General features: G+C 38.4%; 10 protein-coding genes. 2 read left to right on the top strand and 8 right to left on the bottom strand.

Features of this window, described 5'->3' with window-relative positions:
• Nucleotides 1–87 precede the first annotated feature (87 nt).
• The 4 genes from RMY31_RS23375 to RMY31_RS23360 all read right to left on the bottom strand — a co-directional run bounded on the left by RMY31_RS23375 (nt 88) and on the right by RMY31_RS23360 (nt 4,812).
• Nucleotides 88–312 (bottom strand): hypothetical protein, encoded by a 225-nt coding sequence (locus RMY31_RS23375; protein ID WP_322658535.1) that lies wholly within the window; start codon nt 310–312, stop codon nt 88–90.
• A 412-nt stretch (nt 313–724) separates the two neighbouring features.
• Nucleotides 725–1,459, bottom strand: coding sequence for a toll/interleukin-1 receptor domain-containing protein (locus RMY31_RS23370; protein ID WP_322658536.1), 735 nt, complete (start codon nt 1,457–1,459; stop codon nt 725–727).
• Between the two features lie 763 nt (nt 1,460–2,222).
• Entirely contained in the window at nt 2,223–2,330 is a 108-nt protein-coding gene (locus tag RMY31_RS23365; RefSeq protein WP_322667159.1) for a transposase, read from the bottom strand.
• 79 nt (nt 2,331–2,409) lie between these two features.
• The gene (locus RMY31_RS23360) at nt 2,410–4,812 is read right to left on the bottom strand and encodes a substrate-binding domain-containing protein (RefSeq protein ID WP_322667161.1); all 2,403 of its coding nucleotides are present in this window, start codon (nt 4,810–4,812) and stop codon (nt 2,410–2,412) included.
• Between the two features lie 228 nt (nt 4,813–5,040).
• Between RMY31_RS23360 and RMY31_RS23355 the strand changes: the two genes are divergently transcribed.
• Nucleotides 5,041–5,430, top strand: coding sequence for a DUF1499 domain-containing protein (locus tag RMY31_RS23355; RefSeq protein WP_322667162.1), 390 nt, complete (start codon nt 5,041–5,043; stop codon nt 5,428–5,430).
• A 339-nt stretch (nt 5,431–5,769) separates the two neighbouring features.
• Here RMY31_RS23355 and RMY31_RS23350 read toward each other — a convergent pair whose 3' ends face one another.
• Nucleotides 5,770–6,855: a glycosyltransferase family 4 protein gene (locus RMY31_RS23350; RefSeq protein WP_322667164.1), complete on the bottom strand. Its 1,086-nt coding sequence runs from the start codon at nt 6,853–6,855 to the stop codon at nt 5,770–5,772.
• Nucleotides 6,856–7,560: 705 nt separating this feature from the next.
• Here RMY31_RS23350 and RMY31_RS23345 point away from each other — a divergent pair.
• Complete coding sequence (locus RMY31_RS23345) at nt 7,561–8,361, top strand: ABC transporter permease (protein ID WP_322667166.1); 801 nt, start codon at nt 7,561–7,563, stop codon at nt 8,359–8,361.
• A gap of 124 nt (nt 8,362–8,485) precedes the next feature.
• Here RMY31_RS23345 and RMY31_RS23340 read toward each other — a convergent pair whose 3' ends face one another.
• From RMY31_RS23340 to RMY31_RS23330, 3 genes are all read right to left on the bottom strand, one after another.
• Nucleotides 8,486–10,084, bottom strand: a complete 1,599-nt coding sequence (locus RMY31_RS23340; RefSeq protein ID WP_322667168.1) for an NB-ARC domain-containing protein — start codon at nt 10,082–10,084, stop codon at nt 8,486–8,488.
• A gap of 85 nt (nt 10,085–10,169) precedes the next feature.
• Nucleotides 10,170–12,770: a bifunctional serine/threonine-protein kinase/ABC transporter substrate-binding protein gene (locus RMY31_RS23335; protein WP_322667170.1), complete on the bottom strand. Its 2,601-nt coding sequence runs from the start codon at nt 12,768–12,770 to the stop codon at nt 10,170–10,172.
• A 487-nt stretch (nt 12,771–13,257) separates the two neighbouring features.
• Nucleotides 13,258–14,880 (bottom strand): iron uptake porin, encoded by a 1,623-nt coding sequence (locus RMY31_RS23330; RefSeq protein ID WP_409878217.1) that lies wholly within the window; start codon nt 14,878–14,880, stop codon nt 13,258–13,260.
• Between the last annotated feature and the right edge of the window lie 947 nt (nt 14,881–15,827).

Below are 15,827 nucleotides of genomic sequence, written 5' to 3'. Positions count from 1 at the left end.
CTGAAGGCAGAAGGAAAGAAAGTTTTTTCATCTGTCCTGGTGTATGTAGTTCATGACGGCTACTTATTTAAGTGTATTTAATTTTATTTAGGAATTAGATGATTTCTCCTGCTTGACTTTCTTGATTAATTCCATGTAGATATTAATCTCACTAACTTCTACATCATGTTCAACTCTAGTTACTTTCCATTTCTCTTTTTTGAGATAAACTTCCTCTCCTACTCTGGGAGTGAATTGGAGGTCGTAGAACTTTTTGAGAAAATCTTTTTGGTTCTCTTCCCATAAGATTACTTTGGCTACTTCTCTGCTCATTGTTGCTCTCTTTTTTGCTACTAAAGGAAAGTCAGTAAGAGGATGTTTGAAAAGTCCCTGGTGATGTATCAAATAGTTTTAGATACCCCTAAATCCTCCTTTTGAAGGGGGACTTTTAAGAAGCTTTCCCCCCTTTTTAAGGGGGGGCTAGGGGGGATCAACAAGTGCCTAAAATCACAGCTAACCACTTTTCAAACACCCTCTAATTAAATTACATGTATATGGCAAGTTTATCTTACTAATTAAACGGAATAGCGTAGTTAAAACCACATTCTTGATATTGATATTTTGATTCGTTACTCAAACAGCGATGAGTAGAACGACTGAAATAATTCACGCTATGTCATTGCGAATGGAACGAAGTGAAATGAAGCAATCGCAAAAGCTCAATGATGAAGCTTTTAAAAGAAAACTATAAAAGCTTTTGCTCGATTTCCTCAAGTTGCCGATCCAACCGATTCAATTCTGTTTCGGTTTCCTGAATTTGTTTCTCTAATTTAAACTTTGTAGCTGTATCTGTTTCAATGGAGTAAGCTTGGCGCAGCCGACCTAATTTTGTGCTAGCTAGGTCATATTGTGCTTGCAGTGAATCTCGTTCTTGCTCTAATCTGCGACGCTGCCTTTCAGTTAATCCACCACTTGTTGTAGAAGCAGAAGTAGCAGGTGTAGTAGTTCCAGAAGTAGGAGAGGTGTTTGATTTCGTTATTTCTTCAACTACTCTGCGAATTCCTCGAACAATATCTAAAAAAGCCTCATCTTTGTCTTGCCAAGTTGTGACAGGTTTGATATTTTTGGGGAGTCCTTGCAGTTTGCCAAAAGGTGCGCTACTCCAGTCTGCCGGCTTAAGAATAATGGGAATTACACGAGCTTCCCGCGTTTCATGTCGCTCCATAGCCCGTTTCATTTCCTTATCGTAGCAGTAATCTGAAGCCAAAAAGTTAGAACTCACTAGCAACAGAATGATATCTGCAAAGTTAAGATTGTCATCAATTTCATTTGCCCATTCACTCCCAGCGCTGATTTCACGGTCATGCCAAGTCTCGATAATTCCCTGACGTTTCATGATGCTGAGATGAGTCGCCAATTCGTCACGTAAGGCTTCGTCTTTTTGGGAGTAGGAAAAAAATATTTTAACTGCGTTAGACATAGTTCTTAGTTTAATTGTGTCAAATAGATGTAAGTAGATGAACAAAAATATTTACAGTCATTGCGAGCGAAGCGAAGCAATCCCAACCCCTGCGATTGCTTTATTCCGCTGCGCTACATTCGCAATGACTTTGTGTAATTAATTATCTTTACCTACTTATAGGAGTATATAAGTGAATTTTCCCAGAATAAAAGCCCAAACAGAGAATATTTATGAGGAAAGGCAGATGGCAGAGGGCAGAAGGCAGAAGGATTAATGGACTCTGCCTTTTTTAAAGCTGATGATTTGGCGATCGCTATTGACCTATTCTCAAAAAAGATAATGCGATACCTGCGACGGGCTGCGTCTACGCTCTTTTAACTCGACAATTTGAGTTTTAAGGTGCAAGTTTCAAGGTCAGAACTCGAATAATGAGGGTTAAAGCCGCAACTTCGAGGATTAAAGGTGCAACTTCGAGGATTAAAGGTGCAAGGTTGAGGGTTAAAGCCGCAATGTTGAAGATTAAAGCCGCAATTTCGAGGTTAAAAGGTGCAACTTCGAGGATTAAAGGTCAAACTCTCGCCCTTTGAACTCGACAATTTACCTTCCAATGTTCAATCTTCAAGTTCAGAACTTGAATGGTGAGGTTTAAGGGTAATAATAAGTAGCCGGACAAAAATATTTACTGTCATTGCGAACAAAGTGAAGCAATCCCAAACCCTTGCGATTGCTTCGTTTCACTTCGTTGCATTCGCAATGACATTGTGTAATTAATTCTGTCCGATTACTTACCAGGAACCAACCCAGCCCAAGCAGCCAAGTGAGCAGAACTTTTGAAACGGCTCATGTTAATACCGATTTCATCGATATAAATATCATGCCCAATGCTCATTTTTATCCGCTCCGGTGTACGCAGTTCATGACGGCTAATTCTTTAGTACTTTATAATTAGCAAACAGATTTACCTATTCTTAATTTTTAATTTTCTCTACTGGCACTAACCCAGCTTTCTCTAGCAATTTCTGTACTTCTTCTGTTCTCAGCATATCAGCGAATTTCTGTCCAATAGGGGGGCGACTATTGTCTCCTGAATAAACTACGACTATTGGATAACCTAGGGGATAGCTTCCTGATTTAAATACTTGAATGTTAGGCTTGTAGCTTCCTTTATCATCACATAAATCTGTATTTGGATCTATTGATTTGCCGTTATCTTGAACTAATGTTTGTACCGCAGATTTGTTACCATCTACTACAGCTAGGGGATAAGCAGAACACTGTCCAAAAACTTGACTGAGTGTGGCAAAACCAATGCTACCAATATTGTTTTCCTCGAAATCTTCTAGTACTCGCCGTAGCATTTCTAATGGTGAAAGTCGGGTAATATCTATCGAACTTGTACGAGATGTGCTTGATTTTTGATTTTGATTCTGCAAATTTGCAAAAGCAGCGATCGCACTTTCTTCTTTGAGTACTCGTTTTTCAAAAATTTGCAAGGCTTCTCGTTCAGGTGGCACGTAAAGTCTTACTGGCAAATCAGGTAAATTAGTACCTTTTAGTTGATTCCAATTGGTAATTTTTCCTGTGTACAAATCTCGCAACTGCTCAAAACTAATTTGTCCATTTAATGCTCTTGGCAAGCTTTTATCGCGTTTTGAGTAACTAAAAGCTACAAATACGACTAAACCATCATAGGCAACTTCTTTGTCTCTTAGCTCAGGCGTTAATTCATTAACTAAATTAGTAACAGCAAAGTCAGATTGTGCTGATTTAACTTTATCAATTGCTGTTGTTAGTAAATCTTCTGGCTGATAAGTTAGCTCTAATTTAGGATGACTAGCTTTAAGTTTTTGTTCCAGCGTTTGATTCTGTAATATCAAATTGGTTTGCCGCAGTATATAACTCCAAGTTCCGTTCTTTTCGCCGGTATAAGTATACGTTCCTGGAGGAACGGCAGGTACGTCTTTCAAACAGCAAACTGTTATATTTTCAGATAAAATTACCTGATTTTGAAACTTCTGGAGCAAAAACCATATCAACGACCCCAGCAATACAAAGCCAAGCATTCCTAAAAGTAGCAAAGGAGGACGACGCAGTTTAGTTTTATCGTCCTCGGGTTTACCTGTAATTACTAACACCTCGCTAGGCGGTGGCAGCGGTAGTTGCAACAGTGCTTGTCGCGCTTCTTCAGCGCTAGAAAAAGGTTTATCTAGCTCTAAAAGTCTCAAAATAAAGGCTTTGAATGCAAGTGTTACTGATGTCCAATGCTGTTCTTGTTTGGGGTCGAGAGGCTGATGACTAACTAGGTCTACAGTACTTCCTGTTAACAGATAAAAAGCGACGTATCCCAAACTTACCAAGTCTTGGGCAAATGTAGGAATTATTGTTTTAGCGGTTGGTAAATCAAACAAACGTTCCCAAAGTGCTAGATCGCTGACATGAATGAAAAATGCCTTAGCATCTGCCATAATCAGCAGACTATCCAGACTGATATTGCCATGTGCTATGCCTTGCTGTACTTGACCGGAAGGAAGGCTAAATTTTTGACTGTGGAGAAATTGTAAAGTTTGCAGAACTTGGCTAAGGACACGATAGACTTCGCCCTCTGTCATTGCGCCATTGGTGGCGAGGTAAGCGCTGAGGGTGGGATATGCATCTTGATTACCGTTAGTAATAAGATAGCAGCGTTCTGCAACTGGATCGGCAACTGCATCCCAAGGCGAATTCAAACGCATATCTTGAATTCTGCCATCTGCTAGACTCAATCCGGCAATACGTTCAAAGAGTTGTTTTCTGTCTCTAGTTTCCTCTGGATTGAAACAAACGTTGGGCAGCAGATATTCTTTAATTACTACCAACTGCCGATCTGCAATCTGAATTCCCAGGTACAAACGCCCCATTCCTCGGTGTCCCAGAAAGCTGTCTATGCGATATCGACCGCGATACCCGCGAAACTCTGTTTTTAGAGGCAAATTAGTTGGAAAACCACATTGCAGACATTTTTTAGCTGTTGGATCTTGTTCTAATGTTTTTTGCGTCCATTCACAGCCTAAAGTATTTCCATTCCAACAGCGATACTTTCTGTAAATTGAATCAACTCCCAGAGAAACTGGTGGTTGAAGAGTTATGGCAGTGGAAATGATTTCAGGTTCTGCAACCGTTGGATTTTGCGCTTTCCGGAAAAATCTCTTCGGTAGCTTGGCTTTGATGCTTTCAGCGATCGGGGCGGTTTTTTCTTGAACGATCGGGACAACCCAGCTAATTTTCTCCACCCAGCGAAATTTTCGCGAACTGGCTTGCTGCCCTGCCTGCTGAGTGATAGCTTCTCGTTGCCAAGCTTCTTGAACTATTTGTTTGCCAGTTTCCTTGACCACAACTGAAACCTTTAGCGATCGCCTTCATTGCCGCATCCTACACCGATTATTTTGCTAAAGGCATTAGACTTTCCGCTAGAAGGTGAGATGATATCAGGTTTGGTTGAAGAAGTGGGGACTGGGTACCGGGGAAGTATTCTAAAATTTGAGAGGAGTCAAAGCTTCTTCCATAATTTTTCCGCTCTTTACCCAATTTCTAATCCCTAATCCCTTTCACAAGAAAAAATCATGGTTTTTGCAGGTAAACGACCAAATAATTTAGGTGTTAGTAATGGCAAATTAGCATCTTGTCCCAACTCACCTAATTGTGTTTCCAGTCAGAGTTTAGATACAGTCCATCAAATCGCACCACTAAATTTTACATCTACTCCAGAACAAGCTATCACCAAGCTCAAAAATATTATTCAATCCTTACCAAAAACTAAAATTATTAGCGAAAATGGCGATTATATATATGCAGAATTTAAGAGTGCCTTGTTGGGATTTGTGGATGATGTAGAGTTTTATTTAGACCGTAATGCTAATGTTATTCAAGTTCGCTCAGCCTCACGCTTAGGTCAGAGTGATTTGGGAGTCAATCGTAAACGAATAGAGACAATCAGAGCCAAGTTAAAATAAATCGATATTGGGGCGAAAGTAGCTACTGCCTTGCTGTAGGGTAATAGCGATCGCTTTGATTTTTTGATGTTTTAAGGATAAAGTTTCAATAAAAAAGCTCAGTGTTTTGAGTTGTGATATTGAATAATTACCTTTAAAGACGTAATACCTAGAAAGTATGTATAACTTCTAAGTATTACTAGTGGGCTTTGCAACTTCCTATCCTATTCTGTAATCAGTTTTGCTAATTACCCATTATTAATTTCCCGAATCATTTTATTAGTCTGATGAAAAATCTATCCTTGAGTTGGGTGGATAGTTTAGCCATAACCATTACAAAAGTGAATCAAAACTTTTCACTTAAATGCGGCTACTACTTAAACCAAAAACACTGCGGGCACGCCCATTATTAGCAAATCGCTCTTGGATAATTTGCTGATAAACTGCCTCATAACCATCGGTCATTCGTTGTAAACTAAAACGGTTTTCAACATATTTTCGGCAGGTATGGCGGTCTAATTCTGCCACCTTGTCAATGGCCTTGACAAAATCTTCAATGCTGTTACAGAGAAAACCCGTTTTGCCATGTGCAATTACCTCGGTAGTAGACCCTAGTTTCATGGCAATAACTGGCGTACCCGATGCCATTGATTCCACCATTACCAACCCAAATGGCTCTCGCCAGGTGATGGGGAAAAGAGTTGCTACTGCACCTCCCATCAGGGCATTTTTTTGTTCGTGGTTAGCTTCACCAAGGTACTCAATTTGCTTACCGTCAATTAGTGGTTTGATTTCCTGCTCAAAGTATTCCACATCAACGGCATCTACCTTTCCAGCCATTTTTAAATGCCAACCAGCTTGTTTTGCAATAGCGATCGCTAGGTGTGTTCCTTTCTCTGGAGATATTCTACCCAAAAATGCTAGATATGGGGGATCGTTCGGTTGGGCATGAAATTTGTAACTACTAACATCAATTCCGTTGTAAACCGTTGCTACATAGTTTAGCCCTAATCTCAGTTCCCGCTGCGTATCTGAAATACTGACAAAAGGTTGATGTTTAGCATATTGAAACACTTTCTCATTATCAGGGGTAAAAACGCCGTGTAAGGTATGAACTGTGGGTGTTTTTACGAGATTCGCGTAAGGTAATGCTGCACAGCCTACATGGGAGTGAATAATATCAAAATTTTCTGCCTTTTGATATACCGAACCTAATTCCAGCATTTCATACATACTGTATTCCTTAACATTGGAATCCAGTCTCAGGGCACGGGGATGAACTGATACTAGCTCTGCCAAACTGATAGAATCACCCGATGCAAATAGCGTGACTTCGTGTCCGCGTCGGACTAATTCATCAGTTAATAACGCCACTATTAACTCTATACCTCCATAAGCTGGAGGGGGTACTCTCTCAAATAGAGGAGCCACTTGAGCAATTCGCATCACAAACCTCCTAACAAAATAAGATTTGAATTAGCGGTGTCTGTTATTTGTTTCAAAAGTACTGATAAATAATTTACTTGGTACCAGAAACTCGCATTGAACACCTACTCTATAAATAATTCCCTCAAAATTTTATGCTCTTACTTACAAGTTATTTGTCTACCTTAGTAAATAAATTTTTTTATTCCTCAGAGTAGAATTAACTCTCAAAATCAAATAGTTATAAATATATTTTTTGCGATTTTTACACCAAATATCTGCATAATTCATTAATTTTGCCACAGGAGATAATGCCTAGGTATAAGTCTTTTTATAGTGGCTTTTGCATTTTTAATGCCCATATCATGCAGACTATCCAAGGAGTTATGAGTGCTGAGTTAGGAATTATTGTTTTTGTCTTTGTGTCCCCGCGTCCTCCGTTTGCGTAGCGTCGACCATAGGAGAAGTTCGCTTGGAGGGAAACCCTCCGACGCTCAGAAAGCGTAGCGTCTCACGCCACTTACTCCACTTGGGGAAACCCCAAGACCGCAGTGGCTCCCCTTGGGAGAAGACTCGCGCTTCGCTACGCTATGGCGACTTCTCTTTGCACGCAACTTCTCTCCGTGTCTCCCTAATCCCACCTTGTCGCAATCAGTAGAGTTGTATATTGACTTTTGGCATTAAATAGGGTATAAATGCAGTCCATAGGAAGTAACCAATAGAAGTGTGAATATTTCTCCATCTCAAAAAAAACCGCGTGTCGCATGGCAGGCGGTTTTCTCCATACTCATATTTGTGTTCATGTACCTGCCTATACTGGTACTTGGCTTTTATAGCTTCAATAAGTCACCCTACAGTGCAACTTGGAAAGGATTCACGCTCGATTGGTATTACAGATTATTCAGTGACGATCGCATTTTATCAGCCTTAAAAAACAGTTTGATAGTTGCCTTTTGTGCAGTAGGCATTTCAGCTGTGCTAGGAACCTTAATGGCGGTGGGATTAGCACGTTATCAATTTCTAGGTAAGAAATTGTATCGCGGTATTTCTTACCTACCGTTAATTATTCCTGATATTGCGATCGCCGTAGCTACCCTAGTTTTTTTAGCAGCCTTTGCCATCCCCCTGAGTTTATGGACAATTGTTGCGGCTCATGTAGTATTTTGTCTGGCTTACGTAGGACTCGTAGTTTCCTCACGCCTGACTCGCTTAGATCCTCACCTAGAAGAAGCAGCACTAGATTTAGGAGCTACACCAGTGCAAGCCTTCACTAAAGTGTTGCTGCCACAGTTGATGCCTGGGATTATAGCTGGCTGTCTTTTGGCTTTTGTCCTCAGTTTAGACGACTTTCTCATCGCCAGTTTTACCGCAGGTAGCGGTTATAATACCCTGCCAATGGAAATTTTTAGTCGCATCAGAACAGGAGTCAAGCCTGATATTAATGCTCTCAGCGTATTGCTAATTTCAGTATCTGCGATCGTCGCTTTTGTTGCTGAATTAATTCGTGCTTTTGGAGAGAAAAGGTAAAAGCGGCATTTATAACAATATTCTATTGGGTGCTGTGAAATAGTATTTTTGTATTAATAAATATGCGATCGCTCCTAGAGATTGTTTTATCTGGACAGAGGCGATCGCATACATTTGGCCCTAACTAGATTTGTTCGCAAGCCGAAATCAGGTGCAAGATATTCTGGTTTGCGTACCCTTGGGACAATCCTCGATCTTGCAATAGAGACAGAATATTCCTCAGTTTATCTTCAAGTTGCTGCTGACTACGCAACTCAGCTAATAGCATTTTTTGAATAGGTTTAACAATCCGCCTCATTTGCTCCTGATTAAGTTCCTCATCTTTTGGGTGTTCTGTGATGAAACTATGACTAATGAAAAGTTCGGAACCGTTAATTTTTTCAGTTTTAAATGCTTGGTTAATTTCTTGGTAATTTTCCCTAATAAATCGCTCATTCGTATACTTCAAAATTACTGGATCTAGTATATAAATTAGTGGAAGCTCTTCTATTTGTTTATCAAGTAAAGAATGCTTTGCTATTAAATCCTCTAATGTTTGAAGTAACTGAGCATCAGTTAAAAAATCTTTTTTATCTTGTAATAATTGATTCCAAGAGGCTGTATTGCGTCTGAGAGCTACCCAATAAATCAGATTTGTTTCTGCTTTTGAAAGTGGTTGAAATTGCTTATCTAAAAATTCAGTTACTGCGTCACCAACAAAAATTGATACATCCATAAATGGTGATATATCACCATTAAAGACATTACGAATGTTCTGTGCAATTTTCTTGAGTATCCACGGGTTGCTATAACGCCTGCTAAATTCTTCTAGTTCGTTAGATGTTCCAGAAAGACCTTCTGCAATTAAAATTTCTTTTGCTTCTTCATAAGTTAGAACTCCCAATCTTTTTGAGCGAACTAATTGACCTTCTAATATTTCAATATTTTGAGGTTTTATTCTACTCAGCAATAATAAACAGCTTTTGTGGACTTCTTTAGCTACTCTCTCTACAAATACACTATAGTTGGTATAATCTTCTTTAGAATTACCGATTATTTCTTCCCAAGCATCCAGTATTATTAAACATCTTTGATGATGTAAATACTGCATTAATTGAGAAATATCACCTTCTTCTTTCTCACTTTTAGATAAAAATTGTACCAGTTTAATCAGAATTTGTTGAAATTGAGGTGCTGATTCTAGAGAAAGCCAAATTAAGCAATCATATTTATTAGCAATTTTGTCTACTAAATAGCGAGCTAAGGCTCTTTTACCAATTCCTCCCATTCCGTGAATAAGAACTAACCTACAGCGTTCTTGAATGAGCCATTGCTGAAGTTCGGTTAACTCTTGTGTGCGACCATAGAAATTAGAAAGAGGAGGTGCTTCGCTCAAATCCTTATTAGCATCTGCTTTATTTTCTGCTACATCTTCCCAGTTCAAAACCAACACTTGGCAAAAAGCCTGGAAATTAATAGCAGTAATGGGCTTCGCTTCTCGAAAGCGTCTCCAAGTCATTAGTGATACAGCATATGTTTCGACACAATCCCAGTTTTGATGTGGTTCTAAAATTTTACTTGCTTCCCTAAGAAACATTTCATCTATATCCCAAGCCTTTTCAATCTTTCCTTGTACCTTGATTCTCTCGTTTCTGGCTTGTTCAATTTTTTTAATCCTGGCTTCCTTTATGAGGTTTTTTCCACGTTCAGAAGCTTTAAGAGATAAGCGTTGTCTTTTATGCATAAATTACAAGTTTTTGATAAAATCACATTGTTGCACCACTAATTTATACACTTTTGTAAAGGAAAAGTATCTATATAACTTGATACTAGGGACTATTTTGCTCTTCTCGGTTTGGTATAGGTCGCAGAAGAGTAAAGTAATATTTATCAGATTGAGAATTATATGTAGCTTGTACTAAAACACCAACACCTGTTAATTGTTTGCGATCGTGTTCATTATTAAATTCTATGTTTGCCGTAGCACCAGCTACTAAAAAATTCGGTGCTTTTAATTTTTCGTATACCTGTTGACTGGTTGGATTATTATTTCTCTGACTTCTTAAATCAATCAAAGTTTTTACAAATGCTTTACCTGCGTCATATGAAGTAAGTGTTCTCCAACTCAAATCTTTTGTTAACCAAAGTTTTTTAGCTGTATCCATGAAATTACTATTAGCAAGGCTTGCATGGGAAGAAACAGCAACTACCATACCACCAGCCGCATCTCCAAGGTCTAAGGTCTGTAGGTCATACAGAACATCTCCTCCTAAGAGTTGAAGATTTTGCTTTTTTGATTTAGTTTCTTTAGCAATATTTAGTACTTTCTCAAGAGTATTAGGGCTGGGAGCTAACATCAGGATCTCTACTTTTTCCTGCTTTACTTTATCTATACAAAGTTGCGGATTATTTGTAGACTTTGTTAAATTACAACCTATTATATTTTGCTCTTTTGCTCCTAGTCTCTTCAGGTTGTCTACGAATTTATTTTTTAGCGATTCACTATAAATATCTTGAGAATCAAAAATAATTAGTACTTTCTTCCCTTGGTGGTTTTTCTGCATATAGTTAGCTAAATCTTCAGCTGCAATAGAATCATTAGAAGCTATGCGGAAAACGTATTTATTCAAAGGCTGTTGTTGACCAGAGTCAAGCAAAGATTGTCTAATAGCGGTACTTGTGGGTGAAATCAGAACAAGCTGATTTGCACCAAAAACATCTCCTGCTTGCCAAATATTGTTGCTGGTATAGCGACCAACAACCCCTAAAATTTTACTATTACTAAAATATTTGAGTTCTCCGGGAATATTCTGCTTAGAAATATACTCAACTTCTTTTTGTTTACTATCATATTTTGCTAGTAGTATTTGCAATATTGGCGCACTTTCTTGTTCACTTTGAAGTTGGGCAATACCACGCAATACTTGTAGAGCATTGCCCCGATCTTTTTCTAAATTTGGAATAACAACTGCAACAGTTGGAAGATTATGGGCAGATGGAATTTGAGCAGCTTTTGAGTTGTAATAATAAATCCAGGTCTCTGGATCGACTTCACACTGATTATTGGTAGAAGATGTTTTAAGAGCTGCTTTTTGAAATTCCTGTATGGCTTTAAAAAAAGCGTCTTCAGCTATTTTAAAATCTGCTGGAGAATTAGAATTTGCAAATGCTTCCATTGCTTGTTTCTTTAAGTCATAAGCTGTTCTACATTCTGGAATTGTAGAAACTGCTTGTGCCTCAGCAATTAAAGCTTCCTCTCCCCTGCTAAAGTATTTGGCTAGAGGTGGGTTAATTATAAAGTTTAGAATAACAGCGATCGCCAATACCAGCAAAACCAAGAAAGATAAAAATACCAGACGTACAGGATGCAAATTTCTGCTAATCTCTTTAAGCTTATTGAAAGATTTTTGATGCCTATTCGGTTTTGGTGATTTGACTGCCACTCCGGGATTAGTTACTAGTTGATTGTTATTCAGTGTTAATATCTGATTGTTATTAAGAGCGGCAAGAACCTGTTCAGCAGACTGATACCTGTCTACTGGCTCGACTAAAAGCATCCGGTTTAAAACAGATTCAAGATTAGGGCTGACATAACTGGTAGTGTATTTTTTCCATGCTCCATTAAGTAGTCTTGTACTAGAAGTTAGACGTATTTCTTCTGGATGCCTGTTTGTCAATAAATGAATACAAGTTGCAGCTAAAGCGTATAAATCTACCGATGTATCTATTTTTCTACCAGCTAACTGCTCTGATGGCGCATATCCAAGTGAGCCTATTGCAAGTGATTGATCTATAGGAATACCTGGTTCCAATTCCCTTCTGATTGATGTATCAAAATCTATTAAATAAAGTTTTCGATTTAACTTATGTCGAATTATATTTGAGGGTTTGATATCTCGGTGAAGAACTTTTTGATTATGAGTATAACGTATTACCTCTAGGAGTGATTTCATCGCATCTGTCACCGCAGATTCCGATAATTGTCTATTGTGAGCTAATTCCTGATCTAACGTTTCACCTGGAATAAACTCCTGTACTAAATAAAAAATTTGTTCTTGTCCGTTAGGTTCTGGCAAATTGAAGAAGTCATATAAACTGGGAATTTGTTCGTGTTTTAGTTCGCTTAAAGTTTTAGCTCCCCTTCTAAACGAAGTAACTATGCTTTGAAGTTGCGAAGAGTTCAGCTGTCTTTGAGGATGTAATATTTTAATAGCACAATCTCGCTCTAAGTGAAAATCTCTTGCACGAAACGTTATTCCAAAGCCGCCACAGCCTAGTATTTCCAAAGGCAGATAGTGCTTTTCAAGAATAAGACGCATCCCACAACTTTTACAAAACTGTTGTCTTTCACGATTGAAATTAGTTAGTAAATCATCGGAAGCATCATTTACACGATCTGGGCAGTTTGGATTAGTGCAGTAAACTTTCATTTATTAACCTTAAGCATTACTTTAGCTTCACAGTAGATGGCAAAAATTTGAAAGCTAGATTATACTTTTTCTATATATACTTTTCTTCATCACATACGAGCTTTAGAAATAGCTAAGTTTTTTCATCACCTGAATGTAAAACTTCTACACTTTTTAATCAAACATAAGCTTAAATAAAGATACATTAAAAAATGACTGTAAACTTATTCCGTTTCAGCCCTATGTGGTGTTGCATATCACAAATCAACCAGCTAACACTCAGGTTGCTAAGAAAGTTACGCTAACCTCTCAGAAGTTATACTTACGTATTTATTCTTAAGTATAGTCATGATTTTTGCAATATATTGGAAGTAACGTTTTTTTGCAATGGGCAATATTCTACGAAAAGGCTATTTAATTTGTGAAAATAGCGGATTTCAGAACCCCAACTTCTTCAATAAGTCAGGATTCTGACACAATAAATATTCTAAAAACTCAAACAAGTTGTTTATATCTGAAAGGTAGTTCTAACTACTCCTAAAAAAATGTCACCGTTTTGAGCGTCGTGATTTGGTGCTGTCAGCCAAATCAAACCAGGAGTAATGCTGATTTTGTCATTAATTTGAAATCGATAAAACCCTTCAATGTGAAATCCTGTATCTGGGTCACGACGAGGTAAGCCTGATAGAGGTGCTGAAGTACCAGTCAATTTAGGCTGCATTCCGATGATAATTCCTCCCAAGTTACCCTCTTTGCCCAAATCAGGGAAGGCTAGGGTGACAGCCCAACTCCAGATATCAGCTTTGCCTTTGACTTCTCCAGTCAGCGCCCGCGCATTGGTGTAGCTTATCCATCCACCAAGTTGAAAACCGTCACTAATATTCACATTCGTTTCAATACCAAAAGAATTAGAGGAGACTTCTCTGCCTCCCAAGTTGGATGGTAAACTGCCAGTATTATGTCCTAGACCATCGTTGTTGCGAGCTTTTACATAGGTAATTGCAAATTTTGTAACTATGTTTTCTTTGCTTGAATCTTTAGGTATACCACTGGGATAGTATATAATCTGCCCCAATGCACCATAGCTACCATTAAACAAGCCGCTAGCAGGGTTGTTGCTATTTTTTGCTAGATAAGCCATCTCTACTTTGATATTTTCATTCGGCTTATAAGTCATACCTACACCCGTATCTCCGCCCAAACGGAAGATGGGGCTGTATCGACCAAAACGAGAAATCGTACCATCTGCATCACTTTTTAAAGGGTTAACTACTTCCCAATCATCGAAGTAAGTATTAAAGCCTGTGGCAGCAAGAATTTTTACTTGCTCGTTGGGTTCATAAGTATATTGCAGCTTACTGACAAAAGCTTCATTAGTTGAATTACTACCAGATGCGAAACTTGAGCGAGTCTCATTTCCGGGTGCAGTCGGATTAATAACATTACTCGCCTGAATTCGTACAAGTAGCTCATCTTTGGGAAACTTATCTTTTGGTTTTTTCGGTTTCGTAAAGCTGGTTTTGAGGTTCAGGCGCAACCGGGTAGAAAATGTGAGGTTGCTTTCATCCCCATTTCCACTACGGCTAGCATCTCCAAAAGCATCTATGGCAGCAAATATTAATTGACCACTGAGTTTGATGTTTGTAGAAAATTGCTGTTTTTCTAGCTTGTCAGTACGTGCTTCTACAGCATCAACTCTACCCCGTAAGGTTGCGAGTTCTGTTGTAAATTCCTTTTGCAGTTTTTGCAAAGTTGCCAAATCTTCTTTAGCAACTATGTCTGTGATATCAGCAGTAATTCGTTGGTTGATTCTGTCTAAACAGGCGTTTAATGCAGCAGCAAACTCAAAACGAGTCATGGCGCGTAGACGCAAAGCGGCTTGTCGTGAGACATCGCCTTTGAAATTACCATTAGGGTATCCAGCTATACAGCCATAACGCTCAACTAGAGATTGCAACGCACCAAATGCCCAGTCAGTTGGTTGCACATCAGAAAGCTGAGAAACTGAAGTAATGGGTGTCGAAACTCCTAGTGCATCTTCAGCCTTGACGCTGGCGATCGCAGTTAGCACCCAAATCGAAATCAAGACAGCATGAACTAAGCCCAGAGAAACTCTGATAAAACTAAACATATTTTTATCCTGGCAATAATTATTGTTGCAGAAATCTCAAATTAATATTTTTTGCAAGAGGAAATATCCTTGACATCGCAAAAAATTTAATTTATATATTTTTACTTTTCTAAACGTTCAGCTTCTCCTCGAACTCTAAATTCTGGAATGTGTTTCAAACAAACACTAAAGAGGTTTTGGCAGTCTTTTTCAAACTGATGAATATCAGCTATATGTGCGTGTAATACTGTATCAATTTATTAATTAGTAACCATTCTCACGTATAGGTATTTTTGGATTAAATATAGGAACAACCCATACTGTCGAACTGCAAACAAGGCTTGGATTACACTCAATTTTTGATCGGCATGAGATTCGATCAGCCTCAGAAATATTACCTGCCAGTCAATAAATTTGAGTTTTTCACAGAAAGTGCGATCTACAATATACTGCCAAGATATTATGGGTAGCGTCTGAATTAAATTCAATTTGCAACTCCGGATATTTAGTAAAATATCTTCCTAACAAGAATTCAATTTCAGAATTTTCGTTAGGCTGTTCATTTTTGGTTCACGATTAAATCCTGATTTAGCAACAATTAATAAACTCCCAAACTTCCATCGGAGTGTTCCATCAGTAAAGAAGCGGCAGCAAAACTAATCAAATATTTAGGTAGCATGACTTTATCTCCTTCTGTGTGTTAACTTGATATCTTTATCCACAGCTAACTAAGGATTACCATTAGGGTAAATATTAAGCCAAGTCCCAGTTTTGGCTCAGAGAATAGTTCATTTAAGGCTCAGAAAAAAGTTCAGTTAAGCTACCACATTTTATATCTAACTGTTTCATCTCGATTTGCAGTACAAAGTGGGTTGTGAGTGCGATCGCTTGAGTCTCGTTTTATCAAAATCACACCCATGCCGCGCTATTGGGACTAAAAGTACCGTCACTGCAACGAGTTGGATAAA

The sequence above is a fragment of the Dendronalium sp. ChiSLP03b genome (genome assembly GCF_034531165.2).
GTDB lineage: Bacteria > Cyanobacteriota > Cyanobacteriia > Cyanobacteriales > Nostocaceae > Dendronalium > Dendronalium minutum.
The sequence above is the reverse complement of the archived record's forward strand: the minus strand, read 5'-3'. Positions and strand labels throughout refer to the sequence as shown.

Bases quoted from the DNA above. Each gene is read 5' to 3' on its own strand.
- RMY31_RS23375 (WP_322658535.1), bottom strand. From the start codon at position 312: ATGAGCAGAGAAGTAGCCAAAGTAATCTTATGGGAAGAGAACCAAAAA.
- RMY31_RS23370 (WP_322658536.1), bottom strand. From the start codon at position 1,459: ATGTCTAACGCAGTTAAAATATTTTTTTCCTACTCCCAAAAAGACGAA.
- RMY31_RS23365 (WP_322667159.1), bottom strand. From the start codon at position 2,330: ATGAGCATTGGGCATGATATTTATATCGATGAAATCGGTATTAACATG.
- RMY31_RS23355 (WP_322667162.1), top strand. From the start codon at position 5,041: ATGGTTTTTGCAGGTAAACGACCAAATAATTTAGGTGTTAGTAATGGC.
- RMY31_RS23350 (WP_322667164.1), bottom strand. From the start codon at position 6,855: ATGCGAATTGCTCAAGTGGCTCCTCTATTTGAGAGAGTACCCCCTCCA.
- RMY31_RS23340 (WP_322667168.1), bottom strand. From the start codon at position 10,084: ATGCATAAAAGACAACGCTTATCTCTTAAAGCTTCTGAACGTGGAAAA.
- RMY31_RS23335 (WP_322667170.1), bottom strand. From the start codon at position 12,770: ATGAAAGTTTACTGCACTAATCCAAACTGCCCAGATCGTGTAAATGAT.
- RMY31_RS23330 (WP_409878217.1), bottom strand. From the start codon at position 14,880: ATGTTTAGTTTTATCAGAGTTTCTCTGGGCTTAGTTCATGCTGTCTTG.